Annotated in this window: 18 protein-coding genes and 2 pseudogenes; 6 read left to right on the forward strand and 14 right to left on the reverse strand. The window is 59.7% G+C overall.

Annotated features, from left to right (window positions below; translation table 11 throughout):
• Window positions 1-209: 209 nt before the first annotated feature.
• The 4 genes and pseudogenes from MUN79_RS09005 to MUN79_RS09020 form a co-directional block, all read right to left on the reverse strand.
• Window positions 210-2,559 (reverse strand): annotated as a pseudogene (locus MUN79_RS09005) (M1 family metallopeptidase).
• A 120-nt stretch (window positions 2,560-2,679) separates the two neighbouring features.
• Window positions 2,680-3,270, reverse strand: a complete 591-nt coding sequence (locus MUN79_RS09010) for a HupE/UreJ family protein (protein WP_244677354.1) — start codon at window positions 3,268-3,270, stop codon at window positions 2,680-2,682.
• Between the two features lie 149 nt (window positions 3,271-3,419).
• The gene (locus tag MUN79_RS09015) at window positions 3,420-7,154 is read right to left on the reverse strand and encodes a beta strand repeat-containing protein (protein ID WP_244677355.1); all 3,735 of its coding nucleotides are present in this window, start codon (window positions 7,152-7,154) and stop codon (window positions 3,420-3,422) included.
• A gap of 713 nt (window positions 7,155-7,867) precedes the next feature.
• Window positions 7,868-10,867, reverse strand: coding sequence for a beta strand repeat-containing protein (locus MUN79_RS09020; protein ID WP_244677356.1), 3,000 nt, complete (start codon window positions 10,865-10,867; stop codon window positions 7,868-7,870).
• Window positions 10,868-11,341: 474 nt separating this feature from the next.
• Here MUN79_RS09020 and MUN79_RS09025 point away from each other — a divergent pair, with 474 nt between their 5' ends.
• On the forward strand, window positions 11,342-12,103 hold the full coding sequence (locus MUN79_RS09025) for a hypothetical protein (RefSeq protein WP_244677357.1): 762 nt from the start codon (window positions 11,342-11,344) through the stop codon (window positions 12,101-12,103).
• A 38-nt stretch (window positions 12,104-12,141) separates the two neighbouring features.
• Entirely contained in the window at window positions 12,142-12,318 is a 177-nt protein-coding gene (locus MUN79_RS09030; protein ID WP_244677358.1) for a hypothetical protein, read from the forward strand.
• Between the two features lie 114 nt (window positions 12,319-12,432).
• Here MUN79_RS09030 and MUN79_RS09035 read toward each other — a convergent pair whose 3' ends face one another.
• Complete coding sequence (locus tag MUN79_RS09035) at window positions 12,433-13,428, reverse strand: hypothetical protein (RefSeq protein WP_244677359.1); 996 nt, start codon at window positions 13,426-13,428, stop codon at window positions 12,433-12,435.
• Between the two features lie 228 nt (window positions 13,429-13,656).
• Between MUN79_RS09035 and MUN79_RS09040 the strand changes: the two genes are divergently transcribed.
• Together MUN79_RS09040 and MUN79_RS09045 are read left to right on the forward strand one after the other, a co-directional pair.
• The gene (locus MUN79_RS09040) at window positions 13,657-14,148 is read left to right on the forward strand and encodes a hypothetical protein (RefSeq protein ID WP_244677360.1); all 492 of its coding nucleotides are present in this window, start codon (window positions 13,657-13,659) and stop codon (window positions 14,146-14,148) included.
• A 4-nt stretch (window positions 14,149-14,152) separates the two neighbouring features.
• A complete protein-coding gene (locus MUN79_RS09045; protein WP_244677361.1) occupies window positions 14,153-14,719 on the forward strand; it encodes a hypothetical protein in 567 nt (188 codons plus the stop codon).
• 79 nt (window positions 14,720-14,798) lie between these two features.
• Here the strand turns inward: MUN79_RS09045 and MUN79_RS09050 are convergent, their stop codons facing one another.
• Both MUN79_RS09050 and MUN79_RS09055 read right to left on the reverse strand, forming a co-directional pair.
• Entirely contained in the window at window positions 14,799-14,981 is a 183-nt protein-coding gene (locus MUN79_RS09050; RefSeq protein ID WP_244677362.1) for a hypothetical protein, read from the reverse strand.
• Between the two features lie 70 nt (window positions 14,982-15,051).
• Entirely contained in the window at window positions 15,052-15,363 is a 312-nt protein-coding gene (locus MUN79_RS09055) for a hypothetical protein (RefSeq protein ID WP_244677363.1), read from the reverse strand.
• A 225-nt stretch (window positions 15,364-15,588) separates the two neighbouring features.
• Between MUN79_RS09055 and MUN79_RS09060 the strand changes: the two genes are divergently transcribed.
• Together MUN79_RS09060 and MUN79_RS09065 are read left to right on the forward strand one after the other, a co-directional pair.
• Window positions 15,589-16,071, forward strand: a complete 483-nt coding sequence (locus MUN79_RS09060; protein WP_244677364.1) for a hypothetical protein — start codon at window positions 15,589-15,591, stop codon at window positions 16,069-16,071.
• Window positions 15,996-17,024: an alpha/beta hydrolase gene (locus MUN79_RS09065; RefSeq protein ID WP_244677365.1), complete on the forward strand. Its 1,029-nt coding sequence runs from the start codon at window positions 15,996-15,998 to the stop codon at window positions 17,022-17,024. Before MUN79_RS09060 ends, MUN79_RS09065 begins: the two co-directional genes overlap by 76 nt.
• Before the next feature lie 97 nt (window positions 17,025-17,121).
• On the opposite strand, the gene MUN79_RS09070 is transcribed toward MUN79_RS09065, so the two are convergent.
• The 7 genes and pseudogenes from MUN79_RS09070 to MUN79_RS09100 all read right to left on the reverse strand — a co-directional run bounded on the left by MUN79_RS09070 (window position 17,122) and on the right by MUN79_RS09100 (window position 22,935).
• Window positions 17,122-17,286: a hypothetical protein gene (locus tag MUN79_RS09070; RefSeq protein ID WP_244677366.1), complete on the reverse strand. Its 165-nt coding sequence runs from the start codon at window positions 17,284-17,286 to the stop codon at window positions 17,122-17,124.
• Between the two features lie 595 nt (window positions 17,287-17,881).
• The gene (locus MUN79_RS09075) at window positions 17,882-18,073 is read right to left on the reverse strand and encodes a hypothetical protein (protein ID WP_244677367.1); all 192 of its coding nucleotides are present in this window, start codon (window positions 18,071-18,073) and stop codon (window positions 17,882-17,884) included.
• A gap of 81 nt (window positions 18,074-18,154) precedes the next feature.
• Window positions 18,155-20,769: pseudogene (gene clpB / locus MUN79_RS09080) on the reverse strand (ATP-dependent chaperone ClpB).
• Window positions 20,770-20,971: 202 nt separating this feature from the next.
• On the reverse strand, window positions 20,972-21,373 hold the full coding sequence (locus MUN79_RS09085) for a hypothetical protein (protein ID WP_244677368.1): 402 nt from the start codon (window positions 21,371-21,373) through the stop codon (window positions 20,972-20,974).
• Window positions 21,374-21,411: 38 nt separating this feature from the next.
• Window positions 21,412-21,837 carry a type II toxin-antitoxin system VapC family toxin gene (locus tag MUN79_RS09090; protein ID WP_244677369.1) on the reverse strand — a complete coding sequence of 142 codons (426 nt, stop codon included), beginning with the start codon at window positions 21,835-21,837 and terminating at the stop codon, window positions 21,412-21,414.
• Entirely contained in the window at window positions 21,834-22,094 is a 261-nt protein-coding gene (locus MUN79_RS09095; protein ID WP_244677370.1) for a hypothetical protein, read from the reverse strand. Before MUN79_RS09095 ends, MUN79_RS09090 begins: the two co-directional genes overlap by 4 nt.
• Window positions 22,095-22,239: 145 nt before the next feature.
• Entirely contained in the window at window positions 22,240-22,935 is a 696-nt protein-coding gene (locus tag MUN79_RS09100; RefSeq protein WP_244677371.1) for a hypothetical protein, read from the reverse strand.
• Window positions 22,936-23,369 lie beyond the last annotated feature (434 nt).

Genomic DNA, 23,369 nt, shown 5'->3' on the forward strand with positions numbered 1-23,369 from the left:
CAATGCAGTTCTCAGTGGTGCAGGCCGACAGGGCCAGAAGGGTGAATAGCCTAAGAGTAGGTAAAAAGTGTTGCATGCAGAAGCCGGGTTATGGTAGAAGATGGGTACTCTGCTCGGGCAGGAGCCCCGCCGAGCCCAAATGGTTGCATGGCACAAAAAAAAGGCCGGGCAATTAAGCCCAGCCTTTTCAGATATGCTGCGCTTAGCGCCTAGTTGGTGCCGCCCGTGCTGCCTCCGCCGGTGGGCCGGGCCTGCTGCGTGGTGCTCTGCTGCATCGGGTTGGGAGCAACCTGCTGCTGCTGCTGGTACAGCTCGAAGCGCGAAGGAGCCAGCTTGCGGGGAAGCTGTTGTTGCTCAGGTCGGTGTCGGCCGTTTCCTGGAAGGGGTCCAGAATAAAGCTGACCACGGGCTTGGGCGTAATGACCACCTTCGTCACGTGCTCGTTGTTTTTGCGCCAGATTTCGGCCGGAATGTTCAGCATTTCGGTTTTGCCGTCTTCGAAGGTCATCTGCACGATAACCGGCATGGTCAGGCCACCCACGTTGCGCAAATCCAGCTCATAGAAGTGCAGACCCGCGTTGAGGCGCTCCTGCTGCTCGGGCTTGAGCGTGCTGACGTACTGCTGGTAGCGCTGCCGGTCGGCGTCGGTGGTGGCGGTAGGGTCGTAGTTGTTGTAGAAGTCCTTCAGGTCGGGCTTCTCGTCGACCACCGTCTTCTTGATGTCCTGCAGGTTGCGCTGCTGGCTCAGGGTCTGGGGGGCGCTATTGAGCATCTCACGGCGCTTGGCATTCTCGATTTCGGGGTTTTTGGAGTCGACCGTAAACCACTTCACGCCTTCCAGGCTCAGGTCGGTGTGGTCGGTGGTGTAAAACCAGCCGCGCCAGAACCAGTCGAGGTCGGTGCCGGAGGCGTCTTCCATGGTGCGGAAAAAGTCGGCCGGCTCGGGGTGCTTGTAGGCCCAGCGCTGGGCGTAGGTTTTGAAGGCGTGGTCGAACAATTCCCGGCCCATTACCGTCTCGCGCAGAATGTTCAGGCCGGTGGCGGGCTTGGCGTAGGCGTTGGGACCGAACTGCAGCACCGACTCCGAGTTGGTCATAATTGGGGTTTGCAGGCTCTTGTCGGTCCGCATGTACTCCACAATGTTCTTGGGCTCCCCGCGGCGCGAGGGGTAATTCCGCTCCCATTCCTGCTCAGTAAGGTACTGCACGAAAGTGTTCAGGCCCTCGTCCATCCACGACCACTGCCGCTCGTCGGAGTTGATAATCATGGGGAAGAAGTTGTGCCCCACCTCGTGGATAATCACCGAAATCATTCCGTATTTCCGGTCAGCGGAGTAGGTGCCGTCCTTCTCGGGGCGGCCACCGTTGAAGCAGATCATCGGGTACTCCATGCCGCCTACGGGGCCGTGCACCGAAATAGCCACGGGGTATTCGTAGTCGATGGTGTGCTTGGAGTAGGTCTTGATGGTGTGGGCCACGACTTCGGTCGAGTACTTGCCCCACAGCGGATTGCCTTCCTTGGGGTAGTAGCTCATGCACAGCACCGGGTTGCCGGCCTGCTCGATTTCCATGGCGTCCCAGATAAACTTGCGGGACGAGGCCCAGGCGAAGTCACGCACGTTTTTGGCGGCGTAGGTCCAGGTTTTGGTGCCTTTGGCTCGTTTCTGCTCGGCCATTTCGGCTTCCATCTGGGTTACGATAAGCACCGGCTTCTTGGCACCCCGGGCCTGGGTCAGGCGCTTGCGCTGGGTGGCCGTCAGCACCTGGTCGGGGTTTTGGAGCACGCCGGTAGCGCCCACGACGTGGTCGGCGGGGCCGTGATGCTCACGCGGTAGTCGCCGAAGGGCAGGGTAAATTCGCCGCTGCCCAGAAACTGCTTGTGCTGCCAGCCGCGCACGTCGTTATACACGGCCATGCGGGGGTAGAACTGGGCAATTTCGTAGAGGTAGTTTTTATCGTCGGGAAAGAACTCGTAGCCGCTGCGCTGGCTGAATTTGAGTTGGTCGTTGATATTGTAGTGCCAGGCGATGCTGAACGTGACGGCCTGCTTGGGCCGCAGCGGCTGGGGCAGGTCCACGCGCATCATGGTGTGGTTGATGGTGTGCTTCAGAGCCTTACCACCCTTCATAGCCACCGACTCAATCTTGAACCCACCGTCGAAGTCGGAGCGCATCAGGTACTCCATGGCCTGAAACGACATTTTATCCTTCACCTCCGCCACCTGGGTGGAAGTCGTAATGGAGTTCTTGTCGAGGATATTCTGGTCGAGCTGCACCCAGAGGTAGGTCAGCACGTCGGGCGAGAGGTTGGTGTAGGTGATATCCTCGGAGCCTTTAATGGACTGTGTATTGTCATCCAGGCTGACGCGGATGTTATAGTCGGCGCGCTGCTGCCAGTAATCGGCGCCGGGCGCCCCGGAGGCCGTCCGGAACGAGTTGGGCGTGGGCAGCAGTTGGTCGAGTTGCTGAAACTTGTCGGTGCCGGAGTTGGTATTCTGCGCCAGCAGCGGGGCCGCCGTCAGCGTGGCCAGGCCCGCGGCCAGAAGTAAGTTTCTGAACATAGAAACGATAAGTAGAAGCGAAAGATCAAGAAAATCAGCGCAGTACACGGCTGCACTCAGCACTTAGAAAGTCAAAGACAGGAATGGGAGCGAAACGCTGCATCGGCAAGGCATAGTTTCTTAGCCAGTAAGGTTTTGCAGCAACAGCACCAGGGCAATTCCGCCCGCCGCGCCACTGACTACGAGTATCCAGTCGCGCCGCGCTACCCGCACCGCCCGTAGCACCACGAAGCCCACCAGCAGAATCACGGCCACAATAAGCAGCTGACCCAGCTCTACGCCGATGTTGAAGGCCAGCAGCTCGGCCACCGGGCGGCTGCTCTGGCCCAGCAGCTCGCGCAGGTAGCTGGAAAAGCCCAGGCCGTGAATCAGACCGAAAACCGCCGCCAGCAGATTGGGCAGGGCCCACAGCAGGGGCTCACGCCGCGTATCCAGCCCGGCCTGCCGCAGGTTGAGCAGGCTGGTAATGAGTATCGTTACCGGAATCAGAATTTCAATCAGCTTAGCGTTGTACTGCACAAAGCCCAGCGTGGCCAGGGCCAGCGTGATGGAGTGCCCAATGGTAAAGCTCGTTACCAAGGCTACCACTCGCCGCCACTCGGCTGCGGCATAGGGCGCACACAAAGCCAGCAGAAACACCAGATGGTCATAAGCCTGCAGGTTGAAAATGTGGAAAAACCCGAGCTGCAGGTAAGTCTGAAAGACGGACATGGAAGTAAAGCTACGGCGCTACGCCCAAAAAACAGAAACCGCCGGGCGGCGCCGCAGCCTACGGTTCGGGTTGCGGAGCCTAAGACCGGGAAAAGAAAAAGGCCTACTGCAGCGCAGTAGGCCTTTCCAGCTTTGTTCGGAACAAAGGGTTATTCCTTGACGATACGGCGGATGTCGAGGCCGCCTTGCGTTTTGGCGCGCAGCAGGTACACTCCCGCGGGCTGAGTGGTCAGGTCCAGCTGCACGGTCCGGGCGCTGCTGTTGCCTTCTACCTTAGTCGTGAATACTACTTGACCAAGGGCGTTGATTACCGTCAGCTCGGTGGCCTGGCTGTAGCCGTTAAGCTCTACGCGCAGGTTGCCGTCGTGGGTGGGGTTGGGGTACACGCTTAGGCTGGAGCCAGCCAGGGGCTTGACGCTGGAGGTGACCACCAGGGCCAGGGAAGGGGCCGAGGCACAGCCGCCAGCGGAGACGACCACCGTGTAAGAGCCGTACTGCGCAGCCGAGTTGACCACGTAAGTCTGACCCGTAGCACCGGCAATGGCCACCCCGTTGAGGTACCACTGGTTGCCTGTGGCCGCACTCGAGGTCAGGGTCGTGGTCGGACCGTTGTACTGCACGCTCACCGTCGGACGGGCTGGCAGGGGCGTAATGGTAAGCGTAGCCGTAGAAGTTACGGCCGCGCAGCCACCCGAAGCGGCCACGGTGTTGGTCACGGTGTAAGTGCCGGGCGTGCTAGCTGTCAGGTCAACGGCGCCGGTAGTAGCATTCAGACTCAGGCCCGTGGTCGACGAGAACGTGCCGGCCGAAGCACCCGTGGCCAGGGTCGGCGTTACCGAGCCGCTGCCGGCGCAGTAGGTACCGGCGGCGTAGCTGAAGCCGGCAGTAGCGGGAGCCGTGATGGTTACGGTAGTAGTGGCCGTAATGCTGGCACAACCGCCGGCGGCGGCTACCGTGTTGGTCACGGTGTAGGTGCCGGGCGTGCTGGCCGCCAGGTTAATTACACCGGTCGTTGCATTGATGCTCAGGCCCGTAGTAGAGCTGAACGTGCCTGCAGTGCTGGTGGCGGGTACTACTGGCGCGGGGTTCGTACCCGTAACGCAGTAGCTGGTAGCAGCATACGAGAAGGCAGCTACCGGAGCCGCTGTGATGGTTACCGTTTGGGTAGCCGAAGACGGGCAAGTGCCGCCTACGCTATACGTCACCGTGTAGGTGCCGGGCGTGGAGGTAGCCAGGTTGATAGCACCCGTGGCCGCATCAATGCTCAGGCCCGTAGTCGAGCTGAACGTGCCGCCCGCAGTGCCGGTTACGGTAGCCGTCGGGTTGGTGCCGCTGACGCAGAACGTGGCGCTGCTGTAGCTGAACGTGGCCGTCGTAGCGGGGTTTACCGTCACCGTCACGGGAGCCGAGTTGATCTGGCGTCCGTCGTTGGTCAGAATCACAGCACGGAACGTGGTGGTGGCCGTCAGGTTGGTGAAGGTCAGCGTCGCCGTGTTGTTAAGGGGTGAAACAGGCGTAAAGCCCGAACCAGTGTTAACTTCATAAGTCACGATGGTGCCTACGTAGTTGGTCAGCGTGATAGTGCCCGAGTTGGAGCCTGCGCACACTGCGCTAACCGAACTGGTCAGCGTACCGCCTTCGGTGTTGGCCAGGGCGAAGAAGTCGTTGCCGGGCGTGATGTTCAGGGTCGAAACCAGGCCCGTGGCGGGCGTGGTAACGGCCGTGCCCCCAATGGAGGCATACGCGCCAGCAGCCGTAGCAGCCTGGGCTACTACTGCCGTAGCCGGGTTGCCCACCACATCGTCGGCACCGTAGCTGAGCTGTACCGTGGCCGTAGCGGGCAGGTTAGCCGAGTTTTCGATCCGCACGTAGCGGGTGGGGTTCAGGTTGGAAACCGGAGCCACTACGCTGCCATTGGAAGCGCCGTTGATAACCGTAGCCGTAAGCACCTGGTTGGCGCTGGTCGTGATGCCGCCCACTACTACGGGGCGCCAGCCGGCCGCGTCGCCCACGGCGAAGGTGCGGCTAACGGCGGTAGCGCTGTTGACGCTAATGCCCAGCGGGCCTTTCACGTAGCTCGTAGCCGAGCCCGTAGGAATGGCACCGGCGCTGGGGCCAAGTACCAGCGTACTAGCTGCCGAAGTCGTCAGTACACCATTGGTCAGAATCAGCGAAGCATTCGAGACGCCGGGCACGGTTACGGGGCCGCCAGCCAGTGTTACGCCAGCGGGGTTGCTAATGCTGATAACATCTACCACGCGGCTGGCCGGAATTTCGAAGCCGGTGGTGCGGTTGGTCATCTCAGGAGCATAAATCAGCTGTAGCGCACCGCTGCCCAGGTTGAAGGTGGGGGCGCTGGCAAACGAGCCGCTGGTGCCGGTGTTGGCCGTCACCCCGATCTGGATGACGTTGAACACCGCCGTTCCGTCGCCGATGGTCAGGTTGCTGGTTCCGTTGAGGTTGCCCGTAAACATGTTCACGCGGGCGGCCACAATCGGGCTGCTCAGCGTGACACCGCCGCCGTTGTTGTCGATGGTCAGCACGCGGAGCGGAGTCGTGGCCGTGCCAGTGCCGCCGTAGGTCTGCGGTACGCTACCAATAAAGTAGAGCGTGCTGTTGACCGTGGCCCCGGTCGAGCTGGTGGCCGAGCCAGTGCCGTTCAAAGTGCCGTTGTTGGTCACCGTAGCGCCAACTTGCAGCAGGGTGTTGGCATTCAGAGTCAGGGTCGAGCCGGTGGTAATCAGCGTGGTGCCGTACACGATGGTCTGGCCCTGCAGCACGGCCGTCTTGGCGTTGGTCGTGTTGTCAATGTTCAGGTTGGGGAAGGTGCCGCGGATGCGGAAATCGAAGTTGGTAGCCGTAGCTCCCACGCCCACGTTCACCGTGCCGCCGGTGTAGTTATACGTGCCCGCCACGTAGTAGTCGAGCGGGGTGGTAGCGGTGCTGCGCTGCACCAGGTTGATAGTACCGCCCGAAATAGTGGTGGTCCCGTTTACGCCAAACGAGGGCGTGCCCGAGGCGTTGCCCACAGTGGCAACGTTGATAGTACCGCCGCTCAGGGTGAAGGTCATGGACGCCGCTGCCGTAGCACTGGTAAAGCTGCTGAAACGACCTACCGTGCTCAGCGTGCCGCCTTCCATGGTGTAGACCGAGCCGGCACCGAAGTTGATGGAGTTGCCGATGGAGTTGCCCACGTTGAAGGTACCGGCCGAAATGCGCAGCAAGCCGTTCACGACGGGCGAGCCGGTCTGGCTGGCTACGGTGAAGTTGGCGTTGTTGAGCCAGAAGCCCCCGGTTGCGGGAATGACGTACGAGGCCGCGTTGCTGAACACGCGGTTCGTGACCGTATTGGTGCCCGAAATCTTGAGCGTTCCGGTCATGTCATCCACTGTGTTGGTGGTAATGCGCGTTGAGAGGAAGCCATCGGTAGCCGTGGCGCTGCCCTTCACCGAAAGGGAAGGCAGAATCATTTCCACAATGTCTGCCCGCACCGATTTGGCCAGCGACATAGTCTGCAAGTCGGTGGTGCCGGTACCGGTGAAGGTAGCGTTGCCCGCGCCGGTAAAGCGTAGGTCTGAACCGATGCTGCTGCTGGCACTCAGATCCAGCGTGCCGTTGTTGGTAACGTTGCCGGCTACTTGCAGGGTATAGGCCGTAGTGGCCGAGGTTTGGAGCGTACCCGTGGCCGCTACCGTAAGTCCGCCGCAGGTCGCGGCCACGTCCAGCGTCACGGTGGCACCGGCCACGATGGTTACGTTGTCGGTAGCCGTGGGCACTACGCCGCCCACCCAGGTAGTGGGGTCGCTCCAGCTGCCCCCGGTTGCCGTCGAGCTGATTTCCGCCGTAATCTGGCGCAGAGCCAGGGTTCGGGCTGGCAGCTCCACACGCGCCGCGCTGGTACGGGTAGTAGCCGGGCGCTCTATGCTTTGCGCGGCTGGGGTAGGGGGCAGGCTCCGCATTTGCGCCTGCGCACCCACCAGGGTGCAGAAGCCCAGGGCGGCCGTCAGCAGGGGCGCCAGGTATGGCGGCCCGCCAGTGTCGGCTGCGCCTTGGCAGTTTTGAGTAATGTGTCGTGCATAAAGGTGATGATAGGTGGGAAATGGAAAAATGATGGAAGCAAGAGGAAGAGACCCTGCCCCGTTGCGCAAGCCCAAAAGCCGGCTGCGCGACTACACAAGTGAAGCCGGAAGCAGATAGTAAATAGAATACAGGGCACCGTTGGCCGTTACTCAAACAGCTAGTTTTAATAAACTTGGAAAAGTCAGGGAAGCGGTGCTTGTGTAAATATGAGACCTTTCCGAGGCATTTGAATTATAAGAGGACCAATATCTGAAAATAAATTGTCGAGCTTTTCTACAAGCCGCGTGCAAAACAAAAATGCCGGAAATATTCTATGCCGGACCCAGCCGAGCGAGGTAGGAAAAGAGCCTGCCTTGCCCATCTTGCTGGCCACTGTGGCCGGTGGTACTAGAGCGAGAAACTGAGCAGAAAGCAACCCTTGCCGGGCGAAGCAGGATGCTGCGCGGAGCGGCCAAAAGCAAAGAAAAAGGCCTACTGTATTGCAGTAGGCCTTTCCGGCTTTGTTCGGGACAAAAGGTTATTCCTTGACGATACGGCGGGTATCAAGACCACCCTGCGTTTTGGCCTGCAGAATGTAGATACCAGCAGGCAGCTGAGTCAGGTCCAGGGCCTGCTTTTGCGTGGCGGCGGGCACCGTGGCCGAGTACACTACTTGGCCCAGCGAGTTGAGCACGCTCAGGCTTACTGCTTTGGTGTATCCCGTCAGTTCTACCGTAAGCTGACCGTCGTGGGTGGGGTTGGGGTACACGCTCAGGCTGGAGCCAGCCAGGGGCTTGACGCTGGAGGTGACCACCAGGGCCAGGGAAGGGGCCGAGGCACAGCCACCATTGGTCGTAACCACCGTGTAAGAGCCGTACTGCGCGGCCGAGTTGACGACGTAAGTCTGGCCCGTAGCGCCGGCAATGGCCACCCCGTTGAGGTACCACTGGTTGCCCGTGGCCGCACTCGAGGTCAGCGTAGTGGTCGGACCGTTGTACTGCACGCTCACCGTTGGGCGAGCTGGCGTGGCCGTGATGGTGACCGTAGCGGTGGCCGAAGAAGCGGCGCAGCTGCCCGAGGCGGCCACGGTGTTGGTCACGGTGTAAGTGCCGGGCGTGGAGGAAGCCAGGTTGATAACGCCCGTGCTGGCGTTGATGCTCAAGCCCGCAGTGGAGCTGAACGTGCCGGCCGAAGCACCCGTGGCCAGGGTTGGGGCTACTGTACCCGTGCTACCAGCGCAGTAGGTGCCGGCCGCGTAGCTGAAGTTGGCCGACAGGGCGTTGGTGATGGTTACCGTCTGGGTAGCCGAAGAAGGGCAGGTTCCGCCCACGCTATACGTCACGGTGTAGGTGCCTGGCGTAGAAGCGGCCAGGTTGATAGCGCCCGTGCTGGCGTTGATGCTCAAGCCAGAAGTCGAACTGAAGGTGCCGCCCGCAGTGCCCGTTACGGTAGCTGTCGGATTCGGGCCGCTCTGGCAGAAAGTAGCAGCTGCGTAGCTAAACGTGGCCGTCGTGGCGGGATTCACCGTCACGGCTACTGCCGCCGAAGTGGCCGAGCAGCCGCCTGACGTACGAATCACTACGGAGTAGTTGCCGCTGGCGGTGGCCGTGTACGTGTTGCTCGTCGCTCCGGCAATGTCGGCTCCGTTGAGCTGGAACTGGTACGTGGCGCCGGCCGTGGTGGGTGCCGTCAGCACTACCGAGCCGCCCTGGCAGAACGTCGTTGGGCCGCCGGCCGTCAGCGTGGCCGTTGGCGTAGCCTGAATGGTAAGCTGGGTGCTGGCCGAAGAGGCGGCGCAGCTACCGGAGGCGGTCACGGTGTTGGTCACGGTGTAGGTACCCGGCGTGCTGCTGCTCAGCGTAACTGCGCCCGTCGCGGCGTTCAGGGTCAGACCGCCGGGAGTAGCCGAGAAGGTGCCGGCAGTAGCGCCGGAAGCAAACACCGGCACGGGGTTGGTAGAGCCCGATACGCAATACGTAGGATTGGCGTACGAGAAGGTAGCCAGCGGCGCCGAGGTAATCGTGACGGTTTGGGTGCTGCTGGAAGGGCAGGCACCACCCACCCGATACGTCACGGTATAGGTGCCGGGCGTAGAAGCCGCCAGGTTGATAGCGCCGGTGCTGGCATTCAGGCTCAGGCCCGAAGTCGAACTGAAGGTACCGCCCGTGGTGCCAGTAATGGTCGGCGTCGGGTTGGTGCCGCTCTGGCAATACGAGGTAGCCGCGTAGCTGAACGTGGCCGTCGAAACCGGGCTGATGGTCACCGTGGAAGTAGCCGTAACGGCCGCGCAAGTACCCGAAGCCGCTACCGTGTTGGTCACGGTGTAGGTGCCCGGCGTGCTCGTCACCAGATTGATAGCGCCGGTGCTGGCATTGATGCTCAAACCCGCAGTGGAACTGAACGTGCCTGAGGTAGCCCCGGCCGCTACAGTAGGCACGGGAGTGGCGCCGTCGCCCTGGCAGTAGGTAGAATTGGCGTAGGCAAACGTTGCGGTAGGAGCAGCCGTGACGGTAACCGTAGCCGTGCTGGAGCAGTTGGCGCTGGTGGCATACGTCACGGTGTAGGTGCCGGGCGTGCTGGCCGCCAGGTTGATAACCCCGGTGCTGGCGTTGATGCTCAAACCCGAAGTCGAGCTGAACGTGCCGCCCGTAGTGCCGCTGATGGTAGGCGTCGGGTTGGTGCCGTTGGTGCAGAAGCTGGCCGCAGAGTAGGTAAAGGCCGCGTTGCAGTTGGAGCTGGTGCTGGCCTGGCCGGCCACGCGCACGTCGCGCAGCAGGGCGTAGCGCCCGGAGGAAGAGCTGCCGCTGGCATAATACAACCGAATAGTGAGCGTCTGGCCGCCGGTGATGGTGACGCCGCTGGCCGAAGCCAAAGCCACACGATAGTTTTGGTTAGGGCCCGTGTTCTGGTTGCGCAGGAAAATGGGGTCGGCGAAGGTGCCCGTGCCGGTTCCCGGAGTGGTCGTACGGGTCGTCAGCGGACCAATGGGGCCGGTGCCGCCGCCGGCTACTTCCATGGAGTCGCTTCTGAAGCCCGTCTTGGAGTAAGCCACGGCCAGCTTCAGGTTGCTGGCTGTGTTATTAAATGCCGACCAGAATACCAGAGAGTCGGCCCGTACCGTGGCGTTGGCCGCCGCCGTCACGGTAAACTGCACGTAGTATATACGGTTGAGGTTGCTGCCCGGCAGGGGCACAAACGAACCGTCGCCGCTGGGCGAGGAGCCGAAGGCGGCGCCGTAAGCCGACGAATATGGCTTAATGGCGGTGCCCAGCGTTACGTCGGAGAGGTAGAAATTGCGCAGCGTAGCGCTGCTGGGCAAAATGCCGGTGGCCCGCACGGCGGCGCTATCCTGGCTGTTGACCTTCAGCGGCCACCACTGCAGCCGACCGGTGGTAGTAGTTTGGGCAAAGCCGAGGTGGGAGCTGGCCAACACCAGCAGCAGCACCCACAGCAGCCGCCAGCCCGTGGGCCGCTGCCGCATAGCAAGGGTACGCCCATCTGTGCCAGACAGATGGCGGTAAGGTAAGATTGCAGTCATACAAACTGGAAGTAGGGGTGGGGAATGGAGAAGAATGTGGTGGAAATACAGAAAAAGTCCTCTTTGCAGCTGCTCAGGTTCAAGTCGGCCGCGTATGCCAGTACGGCAACCAAGAAGAAAGGGTACACCGGCCGCCCGGATTTATGCAATTCCTCTAAAAAGTGCGTTCAGACTCTTAAAAGCCGGATTTATTCAGGGCCCGGCAGACTTCCGGCTTGCTTTGTTAAAGGGCCTGCTATAGCAAAACCGGTCGAAAGAAAGCCAGCGGGGAAATCTGTTATATAGTATTTATGCTTTATTAAAGCCAATTTGCTTACGGGCAAGCAACTGCCTGATTTTTAGCAGGCTGTTCAGACTGGTTACTCACCGTGTGGTGACGTGCATTCTAACCAGAAAACTCTGCTGTAAACGTCCTAAGGCTGGGCAGGTTCTTGTACTTTTGGAAGACCTTTGCTTTCTGTCTACTGCTACTATATGCCCCAACGTTTACTTTTTCTGCTTACCTTTTTTCTGGTTACTACTTTCCCGCCGTGGCTAGCGCAGGCCCAGAGTGCCCGCAAGTCCGCCAAGGATGTTCCCGCCGTCGTGCTGACCCGCAAAGACACGGCCTACGCCGTTCACGAGCTGTTTGTGCAACGCCGCACCGGCGGCGCACTGCTTAGCACCTTCGGCATTGCCATGACCGGTATCTACACCGTAGCCTGGATTCAAACACCGCCTTCGGGCACGGGCAATACGCTGTTGGCTGCCGGAATAGTGGGGATGGTGGGCGTACTGCCGGCCTGGCTGGGTATCAACAAGCATCGGCGCTACAACCTGAGCCGGGAGCAAATTGTGCTTACCGATTACGCCAAGACTGGTACGCTGGCCAAAAAGTACCGCCGACATCTGCGCGGCATCAGCCGTCCCGTACCCGGCAACAAGACCTGGCCGGCCATCATCGTCGATACCCTGACGGCGGGAACTGTTGCTCCGGTCGTCGCCGCTTCGGCCTCCGGCACTTCTCCCGACTCTGCCACTGGCGCTGCTCCGGCCGCCCGGCCAGCTGTTGCGGGCTATACCATGGCCGATTCGCTGGATGCCGTTGCAGGACTGTTTGCCAGCCGGCGCCTGGGCGGTGAGATTCCGCTGCTGGCTGTGCTGCCCGCCGCCCGCCTCATGACCGGCAGCAGCGGCAAAGACTACAACATGTATACCGGACAGTTTGAGGATAAATCCGCCTCGGCCGGGCCATAGCGGCGGGTTTGGGGCTGGTCGTCGGGAGCCTGACGTATATGATTGTGCACAATTCGCCCTACACCAAGGCCAAGCTGGCCGCTATTCGGACTGCCTGCGAGGCCGGAGCTCCTATTCCGGCCAACGTGCGCGTCCTGCTCAAGCCCCGCCATTTCGAAGCCGGGCGCGAAGAGCGTAACCGGGAGCTCCGCAAAGCTGCCCGCAAGATTCACTAGTCGCTCATCCGTAAGGCCAGCTTTAAGCCAGAATTTTCAGTCACATTATTCTAAAAAGCCCCGCCGGATTATTCCGACGGGGCTTTTGGTATTTGCAACAGCTGTGGTATACACCTAAAAAGCAGCCTTAGTAATGGCGAAACGGGGCGAAGTGGCCTGGTACGGATACAGCACGTAGGCGTCGCCCGGGGTGCGGCGGGTGATGGTGGTGGGGCTCACGGCACCGGTAGCAAACTTGCCCGCTTCGGCCGCCGATACCCACGCATTGGTACTCGTCAGGCGGAATACCGTGGTTTGACTACCCGATACCAGCAGCAATGTCTGCGGATCGAAGAGCAGCAGCCCGTCGGCACCCACCAGGCTCTGGGTGACAGTTACTTTGGTAAAGCCCGCGGGGTTGCTGATGGGTACTTTGAACAAGGACCCGTCATTGGCCTTGGCCACGAGCAGGTAGCCGTCGGGGTGAAATACGATGCCGTTTAGGCCGAAGCCGGTGCCACCGCTGAACTGGGCGTTTTCCAGAAATACCGAGGCCACGCCCTGGGCGTCCACCTTGTAGATGATGGGCGAAAGGCTGTCCGTAATATAGGCGTTGCCCTGGGCATCTACGGCAATATCGTTGGCGAAATGGGGCATGCCGGGCCGCAGGGTACCTAGGTTGATGTAGCTGCTTAGGGCGCCGCTCGTGGTGTTGAAAATTGCCAAAGCGGCCAGCTGCCGCAGCGTGGCGGGGGTCGAGCGGGCCGTGTTGGCACCGTTGTCGGAGATGGCTACGAGCAGGCGCTGCCGGCCGGCGTCGAGGTTCAGGCCAATGGTGGAAATCAGGCGGGGTTCGTCGGCAAATACGGCGTAGGTACTGTCGTCCTTCACCGCACCAATCTGGCCCTTGGTGCGGGAGCTGACCAGAAAACGCTTGCTGGTCTCATCGTACTGAATGCCTTCGGGGTGCAGAGCCGCCTGGGGCACTGTTATCTTAGCCGGGTTGGCCGGGATGGTGTCGGGTTCATCATCGTCGGAGCAAGCGGTCAGCAGGGCAGCCAGCAGGGCATAGCGCAGCCCACGAGCGACGTAAAAAAGCTTGGTCTTGGCAGGTAGGGAGAAGTGAGGCATAGCAGGTTAGGTAAACGTGAACGGTTTAGTTACCTGGGCATACGGGCTTGAGATAGAAGAGATTAAATAAAATTGCGGTGGCCGGGGCCGATGCTTGGTGCCAAAGAGCCCGCCAGGCAAACCCAGCGGGCTTCCTGCTCGGCCAGGAATACTTTGAAAAGAGACGACAGAGTATCGTGCTTCAAAAGCTATATTGCACATTTACTTAGTTTTCACGCTGCTGATTTTATGCTATTACGATTACTGACCAGTGGGTCTTTGTTGCTGTTGCCTTATCTATCGTTGGGCCAGGCTCCCGTCAATCTGCCGGCCGAAACATTCAAGCAACAACTCCGCAACAAGTACCTGCACAACGATACGGCCCAGGCCATCGTCAACCTTTACAGCAAGCGGCAGGCGGGCGGCGCCGGCTGGATAGTCGGCGGTGCGTTGTCGGCCGCACGGCTGGCGGTGGGCGGCGGCCGCACTACCACCTCCAACGGCATAGTGGTGGAGCAGCAAAGTGCCAATATCGGGGCTGTGCTGCTCGTTACCGCTCCTTTTCTGGGCTATGGCCTGGGCAAGATGCTGCACTATAGTAATGCTCATCTTGAGCAGCAGCTCACGGCCTACGCCGCCGGACAACCCTTGCCACGCAGCCTGCGGCGCAAGCTGAAACCGCGGTTTTTCGACCAGGTTATCATCAACTACAAACCCGTACCCGTTGCGCCTGCTCCCTAAGTCTATGCGCTTTTCGCCTTTCTTGCTGTTGCTGGTCCTGTTGGCCTTTGGTCCTGCTGCCTCCGCGCAGTCATCTGCCACTGCCAGCGCCCCTGCCGCTGCTCCGGATTCGGGAGCCGTACTGCTGTTCAACAACTGGTACCTGCCGCGCTACGCCCCCAAAGCCGCCGAGGCCGATACCACCGGAGCCTTGCTGAGCCTTTTTCGGAAGCGCCGCTACGCTGGCTGGCTCTATACCATCCCGTTTATAGCGGGTATGACGTTGGCCTTGCCCATTTCTACCACCGACGCCTATGGTCAGACAACGGTGGCCGACGAAGCCGTTTCGCCGCCTCTGGGAAGCGCACTAGTGGCCGGCACAATTGTCGGCTTCATCCTGCACGCCAGCAAGTTCAACAGGGCCCACCTGGTAGCCGTGGACAAAGCCTACGCCGCCGGCCAGCCCATTCCGGCCAGGTACCGCAGCCAGCTCAACGCCAGTCATTTTCAGGAGGCCGCTTACCTGCGGGAAGCCCTGCGCCAGCAGATGGAGCGGGAGCAGCGCCAGCCAGCCGGGACATCCGGCCGGTAACAGCCTCCAGTATCCAATGCACACAAAAAGCCCCGCCGGCACGCTGCCAGCGGGGCTTGTTGCTGCTATGAATCAGGCGCTACCCCTGGCCCAGGTCGCTATCCTGCTTCTCTTTCTTATCCACCTGCTCCGTCTTAGGATCAGTGTCGATAAACCGCTCTCGCCTCTGATGAATCGGGGCGGCGCCGGTCAGGCCCACGCCGGCGGCTAGCAGCATGGCTATCAGGCTCAGCAGGCGAAGGGTGCGCTTGAGGCGTTCCATAAGGCTAGAAGAATAAAAAGCCTTGCCGCTGTGGTGTCGGCAAGGCTTTTTGTGAAATAGACGGACTCAGTTACGGTTTGCGAAAAATCAGCGTGCTGGTATCGGTGCTACTGAAGGAGCCCTGTAATACATAGCCAGCCGCCATCAGCTTGTCGAGGACTCCCTGAAGCTGCTCGGCGTTGGTTATCTGCCCCTTTTTGCCCGGGCTTCTTTGCAGCTCCGACATTTCGGTTTTGCCTGTCCCGTAGGTAACTATCACATTGCCCCATCCGCCCGTTTCGCGGATGCGCACAACAGCGGTGTTGGCAGAGCTAGTTTGCGCTAATGCTGGACTGCCCCAGAGGCTGAGAGCCAAGCCCGTTAACAGTAAGATCTTCTTCATAGGAATACAAGTGAATGATGGTGGCCGAAAGGCGCAAAAAGCCCGCCAGTAAAGTAATAACAGGCTTTTTGCGGTGGCTTATCAGCGGCAGTTTACAAGCCGGGTAGCGCGAACTTTAGCTCGCGGACCTTTGGTAGTAGTTTGCGTCCGGCGGTTTGGAATACTAGCTTTTGCTTGTTTCATCGGCCGCGCCTATTTTGCTTCGGTCAGTTTAACACTTTGGCTATGAGCACACGCCTGTTTCTAATTGTAATTGGGTGGAGTGCAGGCATGCTGACTGCAGGGCTGGCCCGGGCCCAGGTGAAGGGGCGTGTTGAGGGCGTCTGGAGCGGCTCCGCCATTGTTTTTGGTACTACCACGCCCGTCATCATCCATTTAGACCCGCTGCGGCGAACAGGTGGCGCCCGGCGTGCCACCCTGGACCTGCCTACGATGGGTATGCACAGCGTGCAGGTTGACTCGCTCCTGCAGGGGCCCGGCGATGATAGCCTGCGCCTAGTCGTCAGCACTCTGCCGGGAAAGTACGTGGGGCGGTTGTCGGCTGATGCGCGCCAAATCCGTGGCTTTCTGCTGCTTGCTGGCCAGCGGCTGCCGCTGCAGCTTCAGCCGGGCAGCGCCAGTTGGACGCCCCCGTGCGCCTGCAGGCGCCGCGGCTGCCGTTGCCCTACCGGGAAACCGTTGTACGCTTTGCCGGCGGCAGCGCCGTAACCCAGCTGGTCGGTACCCTTGCCCTGCCCAAAGGTCGCCGCCCGGTGCCGGCCGTGGTGCTGGTTTCAGGCTCGGGCCCCCACAACCGCCACGGCGAGCAATTCGGGCACCAACCTTTTCGGGTGCTGGCCGATGACCTGGCCCGCCGAGGTTTTGCCGTATTGTGCTACGACGAGCGTGGGGTAGGAGCATCGACGGGGCACTTTGCTTCGGCCACGACCACCGATTTTGCCGCGGATGTAGCGGCGGCGGTTGCGGCCCTGCGGGCCAACAGGCACATCGACGCGCAGCGCATCTTCCTTATGGGCCACAGTCAAGGCTCCCTGGAGGTGGCGCGCGTGGCCGCGCAGGATTCTGGAGTGGCCGGTGTGGTCCTGCTCAGCGGGCTGGCCGAACCGCTGGTAGAGGTATACAAAGCCCGCTTGCGGGCCCAGATGGCCCCGCATCTAAACAAGGCCGATACGACTGGCCGAGCGGATATCCTTAAAACACAACTAGTATGTGAAGCCGTGCTAAACATCATTGCCGCCTCGCCCAATGAAGCCGCGGCCCTTGCGGCCTTGCAGCGGCCAATTCCCGCGCAGGGCATCAGCCCGGAGGAGCTGGCTTACTTCGCCCCGACCTACCTGCAACCTACGGTGCAGGATATCTTGCGGCAGGACCCGCGGCCTGATTTGCGCAAGATCAGGGTGCCCGTACTGGCCGTTACCGGTGCCCTCGACACCGAAGCCCCAGCCACTACCCAGTTCCCGGCTCTGAAGGCTGCTTTTCCTGCGTCGGGCGGCACCCAGCTCACTACGGTGGTCGTACCCCAGGTTACGCACTTCCTGCAGACTATTCCGGCTGGCACCACGCTTTCCCCTTACGACAACCCCGAATCCATTTCACCTGCTGCTTTATCGGCAATTGGCGACTGGCTGACCAAGCAGATCAGGCAGCCGAAAAGCAACTAGCAGCGCCTAGCTCCTGCTGGTGTTTCGACATCAAAATGGCCTATCACCATCAGGACAGCGCGGTGAGGTCTATTGCTTTCATCGTGGCGCTGGTAGTCTACTCCTGGTCCAGCTCATCCTCCTCCTGCGTCTCCTTTTTATCTACCTGCTCCGTTTTCGGATCAGTATCGATGAACCGTTCCCGCTTCTGGTGAATCGGGGCAGCGCCGGTGAGGCCCTTGCCGGCTGCGGCCAGCAGCAGGGTACTAGTTCTGGCAGGCATAGAATATGCCTAATGGTTTGGATGAGCAGAGAAGAAGCTCAAAACTGTTTGGCCTAGCTTACGTGCAGAACAGCTAGGTTTGCCGGTTAGCAACTCTTAGCCAGAAGAAAACATGATAAAGGCATTACTTAGTGCAGTACTAGTACTTATCCTTCATTACCCTGTGTACGCCCAGCAACCTCTGCCTGTAGCTTATACTCATGCTGATACAGCCCGGGCAGTGCGGAAGGTTTTTCACCAGCATCGGACCGGAGGCTGGATATGGACCGGAGTAGGTAGTGCTTTTGCGCTGCGAATAGCTACCGTGGCGGCCAACAGTAATAGCTCCGAGAGTTTTTCCAGTACAACGGCCGGTACGGCAGTCCTCATCGGTTTATTCGGGGCGTTCCGGCGGGTATCGGTATCGGCAAGCTGACCCGCTTTAGTAAGGTAAAAGAGGAGCAGACGATAAGGCTCTACGAACAGTCGGGGATTCTGCCGCCCTACGTCCGGGAACGGTTAAATCCGAAGCATTTTCTAGGGAGCTAATAAATTAAGCCCCGCCGGCACGCTGCCAGCGGGGCTTGTTGCTACACCTGGGTCCGGGTGCCGGAAGCTACTCCTGACCCAGTTCATTATCATCCTGCTCTTCCTTCTTGTCGACCTGCTCCGTTTTCGGATCAGTATCGATGTACCGTTCCCGTTTCTGGTGAATCGGGGCGGCGCCGGTGAGGCCTACGCCGGCCGCTGCCAGCAGCAACATGGCTATCAGGCCCAGCATCCGTAGGTAACGCTTAAGAGTTTGCATAAGGAAGGATGAAATAAAAAAGCCCCGTCTGCACTAAGTCGGCGGGGCTTTTTTGGGTTGCTTAACTCAGAAATACCGGGCTTACACGCCGGGAATTTCCACGTCCACGTTGACGAAGCGGATGTGGTCGTCTTCCAGCACGGCTTCCACCACGGCGTCCTTGGTTACGCGGCCCGAGAGGATGTCTTTCGACAACTCGTTGAGCACCAGGCGCTGCAGCACGCGCTTCAGCGGGCGGGCCCCAAACTGCGGGTCGAAACCGGATTCGCCCAGGAAGTCGAGCACTTCGTCGGTGGCTTCAAGGCGGATGCCGGCTTCTTCCAGGCGCTGCTGAATCTGCTTGAACTGGATGTCGACAATCTTGCGAATCTCCCGGCGCTTGAGGGGCTGGAACATCACGATTTCGTCGATGCGGTTCAGGAACTCGGGGCGCATGTGGCCTTTCAGGCGCTCTACTACTTCCTCGCGGGTGCGGTCTACCACCTCGTCGTGGTTGTATTCATTGAGCTCCTTGAAGTTCTTCTGAATGATGTCGGCGCCCGTGTTGGAGGTCATGATGATGATGGTGTTCTTGAAGTTCGCCACCCGGCCTTTGTTGTCGGTGAGGCGGCCATCATCGAGCACCTGGAGCAGGATGTTGAACACGTCGGGGTGGGCTTTCTCGATTTCGTCGAGCAGAATCACCGAGTAGGGCTTGCGGCGCACGGCCTCGGTCAGCTGGCCGCCTTCGTCGTAGCCCACATAGCCGGGAGGCGCCCCGATGAGGCGGGACACGGCGTGGCGCTCCTGGTACTCGCTCATGTCGATGCGGACCATGCTGTTCTCGTCGTTGAACAGGTACTCGGCCAGGGCCTTGGCCAGCTCGGTTTTACCCACGCCGGTGGTGCCCAGGAAGATGAACGAACCGATGGGGCGCTTGGGGTCCTGCAAGCCGGCGCGGGAACGGCGCACGGCATCCGAAATGGCGGCAATGGCCTCGCTCTGCCCGGCGACGCGGCGGCCCAGCTCGGCTTCGAGGTTGAGCAGCTTCTCACGGTCCGACTGCAGCATCTTGCTTACCGGAATGCCGGTCCACTTGGCTACTACCTCGGCAATGTCCTCGTGGGTTACTACTTCCTGCAGCATGGAACCGCCGTCCTTGTTGGCGTTGGCTTCGTCCTGCAGGGTTTTGAGCTTGGCTTCGGCTTCCTGAATCTTGCCGTAGCGCAGCTCGGCCACCCGGCCATAGTCGCCCTGGCGCTCGGCCTGCTCGGCTTCGACTTTAAACCGCTCAATGGCTTCCTTCTGCTCCTGGATGTTGGTCAGAACGGACTTCTCGTTTTCCCACTGGGCTTTCAGAGAGTCGCGCTTGGCCGTCAACTCGCTGAGCTCCTTGTTGAGCACGTTTTCCCGGTCGTGGTTTTCTTCGCGGCGGATGGCTTCGCGCTCAATCTCCAGCTGCATGATGCGGCGCTGCACTTCGTCCAGCTCCACGGGCATGGAGTTGAGCTCGATGCGGAGTTTTGCTGCCGCTTCGTCCATGAGGTCGATGGCCTTGTCGGGTAGGAACCGGTCGGTGATGTAGCGGCTGCTGAGCTCCACGGCGGCAATAACGGCGTCGTCCGTAATCCGCACGCCGTGGTGCAGCTCGTACTTCTCCTTGATGCCGCGCATGATGCTGATGGCGTCCTCGATGGTCGGCTCATCGACCATGACGGCCTGGAAACGACGCTCCAGGGCCTTGTCCTTCTCGATGTACTTCTGGTACTCCTTGAGCGTGGTAGCCCCGATGGAGTGCAACTCGCCGCGGGCCAGGGCAGGCTTGAGCAGGTTGGCGGCATCCATAGCGCCTTCGCCGCCGGCCCCGGCCCCAATCAGGGTGTGCATCTCGTCGATGAACAGGATGATCTGGCCTTCGGAGTCGGTTACTTCTTTGATGACGGACTTGAGGCGCTCCTCAAACTCGCCTTTGTACTTGGCCCCAGCAATGAGCAGGCCCATGTCGAGGGACATGATGATTTTGTCCTTGAGGTTTTCGGGCACGTCGCCGGCCACGATGCGCTGGGCCAGGCCCTCGACGATGGCGGTTTTGCCGACGCCGGGCTCGCCGAGCAGGACGGGGTTGTTCTTGGTGCGGCGGGACAGAATCTGCAGGACGCGGCGGATTTCCTCGTCGCGGCCGATAACGGGGTCCATCTTGCCGGTACGCACCTGCTCGTTGAGGTTGCGGGCGTAGCGGTTGAGGCTCTGGTACTGGTCTTCGGCAGTCTGGGAAGTGACTTTGCGACCCCCACGCAGCTCCTTGATGGCGGCTTTGAGGTCTTTCTCGTTGAAGCCGGTGTCTTTGAGCAGGGTGGCGGTGGCGTCGTTGCCGCCGAGCAGGCCCAGCAGCAGGTGCTCTACCGATACGTATTCATCATCGAACTCCTTGAGGAAGCCGGTGGCGCGCTGCAGAGCGGCGGCGGCTTCGTTGGAGAGGTAGGGCGAGCCGCCGCTTACTTTGGGGTAGCCGGCGACGATGGTATCGAGGCGGGGCGTGAGGATGTTGAGGTTGACGCCCAGCTTTTTGGCCAGAAACGAGAGGACGTTCTCGTCGCTCTGGAAGAGGCCCTTCAGCAGGTGGCCGGTGTCAATGGCCTGCTGCTGGTTGCCCCGGCAATTTCAGTGGCCTTCTGCACGGCCTCCTGTGCCTTGATGGTATAGTTATTAAAGTTCATGGCTTGCTGAGTCTTAGGTAGGCTTCGGGTTAGGAAGTTCTACGAGGGGACTAGCAAACGGGGTGCAGAAGTGGTTTTGCTGACGTTTTGGCGGATTCCAGGTGATTAAAACATAGGGTCAAATGTCTTTTTGTCGTTGTTGCGCATTTATGCCTAGCAAATAAGATACAGCTCATGTGTAAAGCGAGTAAGTAGTTAATGTCTATTTGTTAGGATTGTTTTTTTTGTTCAGTTTATCCCTTTCAATCTTTAATTCTTCCATCATCCTCTCATACTGATCAGCACTTTCTTCTAAATCAATCTTCATTCTTTGTGTGTTCTTATAAGCTTCATCGAGCATTTTAATAAAATTATCATGATCGTCATCTGTAATTTCTTTTGTTTGACGATCCTTGTTAGGAAATAGGTTTAGTAACTTTTTGCTTTCTTCGAGTAAGTGTTCAGATTCCCTTCTTTTATAAGTTCTTCCATTTTTATTTTCATCTAATAATTGTTCTGCCATTAATATAAACTGCTCTAAGGCGTTTATTAAATGAATTTTTTTTCGGTTGTATTTTAACCGAATTGATTTTTTTGGGTGCTTGGATTCCGGGTGAATGCCCATTTTGTTTTACTTTAGATGAATTGTTTATATGTTTAATATTATAAATGAGCTGGCTCATCAATCCAGTTTTTCAGCTGAATACCGCTTAGCTCCGTGAAGTGGCGGGTGTTGCGGGTAACTAGGGCGAGGCCGTGGGCTAGGGCGGTAGAGCCAATGAGCATATCAAACTCGCCTTGTAGGCGGCCGATGCGCTTGAGGTGAGCTTTCTGCTGGGCGTAGACTTCGAGACAGTTGGTGATGGGAAGAATGCGGCCAGCGAAGGCTTGTTGCAGATGCTGAACGGACTGGCGGTTGGCGGTCTGCTTGGTGGGGGCGCTGTTGGCCACGCCATATAGCATTTCGGCAATGGTTATCTCGGAAAGAAAGCAGTTGGCGTACCCCACCTGCCGCAGCTTGGCTACCAAGTCAAATTCGTTTTTGGTTAGGTAAACACAGATGTTGGTGTCGAGCAGGTACTGGCTCATAGCTCGATATCACGGGGTTGATCTTGGCGGGCCTCGCGGAGCTGGATGTTCAGCTCGTCGCCGTTTTCATCGGATTGCCAGGAGCCGGCTACCTGCTGAAATAATGCTTCCAGCTCCGTTTCTGATTTAGAAACAGAGGTAGGCACAGATGCCGGGTGCGTGAGGATACGGGCCGTGATGTGGGGAGTATTTTGGAGCAGCCGCAGCACATTCGCGGCTTGGTCGTCGGGGAATTCGAGTTCGAGGGCGAGTTTCATAGCCGGGGAGTAGTGGGAGAGAATGTAAGAAACGAAAAACGCGGCGCAGAGAGGAAGTTTCCTACGCTTCGCCACGTTTTTATTCAATACGCAAGAGGTCCTTCGTTCCGCTTCGCTGCACTCAGGATGACAGAGAGGGGAGTTACTAGGGGTTTGTTGAGGGGTCTTCGGTTCCGCCTTGCTGTTTGCCGGGGCGGTCGATGACTTGGCGGGCGGCGGTGAGGCGGTGGTAGAAGGTGGGGGCGGAGCGGGCGTATTTGCGCAGGCTGCGGTCGAGGCGGTCTTCGAGCAGGGTGGCGAGCTGGCTGAACTGGTCCTTGATGAGGATGCGGGCGGCTTTGCCTTCGGTGATGTGCTGGCGGGGCTCGTTTTTGGTGCCGGTGAAGGCGGTGAGGGCGTCTTTTAGCTCCTGGAGGCGGGCGGGGGTGAGGCCGTAGTCGAGGAGGGCTTGCTGGTGGGTTTCGGCTTCGTCGTAGAGGTGCTGGACTAGGTCGGTGAGGGCGGTGGCGCGCATCTTCCGGAAGCTGGAGTAGTTGTAGTCGGCGCTGGTTTGCAGGGCGCGGTTTTGCTGGTCGGTGGCGTAGGAGTACAGGTCGCCGGCTACTTCGGCGGCGCTGGTGGCGAGCTGCTCGCGGCGCTGGCCCTTGGTTTTGGTGGAGCCTTGGCTGGCGGTCCGGATGCCTTTTTGACGCAGGGGGCGCAGGGCGTCGAGCAGGACGGTCAGCTGCTGGCTGATTTGCTGGAGGGCTTTGTCGTGGGCGTAGGGGGTGGCGTCCTGGGTGAGGGCGGCGGCTACGTTTTCGGCCGCGGTGAGGCGGTTGTCCTGTTTGGTGGTAAGCATACTGGTAGAAGGCGTAGAAAGATAAAAAGAAGGATACCGGGCGTTGGAATAGGGACTGGTAGAATAGGGCAGAATAGACAGTTAAGAATAGCGGAATTTGGTGGGATTAGCACAACCGTACGGTTGAAAAAGTGTGACCGTGCCGCGAACGACTGAAACCAGGCCGCGGACGACTGAAATCATACCGCGGAGCCCCAAAACCGTACCGCGGAGCCCTGAAACTACGCCGCGGACGACTGAGGCCACACCCGCAACGACTGGGACTACACCGCGGAGCCTCGAAACCGGACCGCGGACGACTGAGGCGAGGCCGCGGGTCGTTGGGGCCGTAGGTCGGGATTTTGGTGACCACACCGCGGGGTTTTGGTGACCGTAGGTCGGGATTTGCAACCAGTTTTGGGTTGCTGAGATGCACGAGCGGAAACTGTGTACTA

The organism is Hymenobacter cellulosilyticus, from assembly GCF_022919215.1.
Taxonomy (GTDB): Bacteria; Bacteroidota; Bacteroidia; order Cytophagales; family Hymenobacteraceae; genus Hymenobacter; species Hymenobacter cellulosilyticus.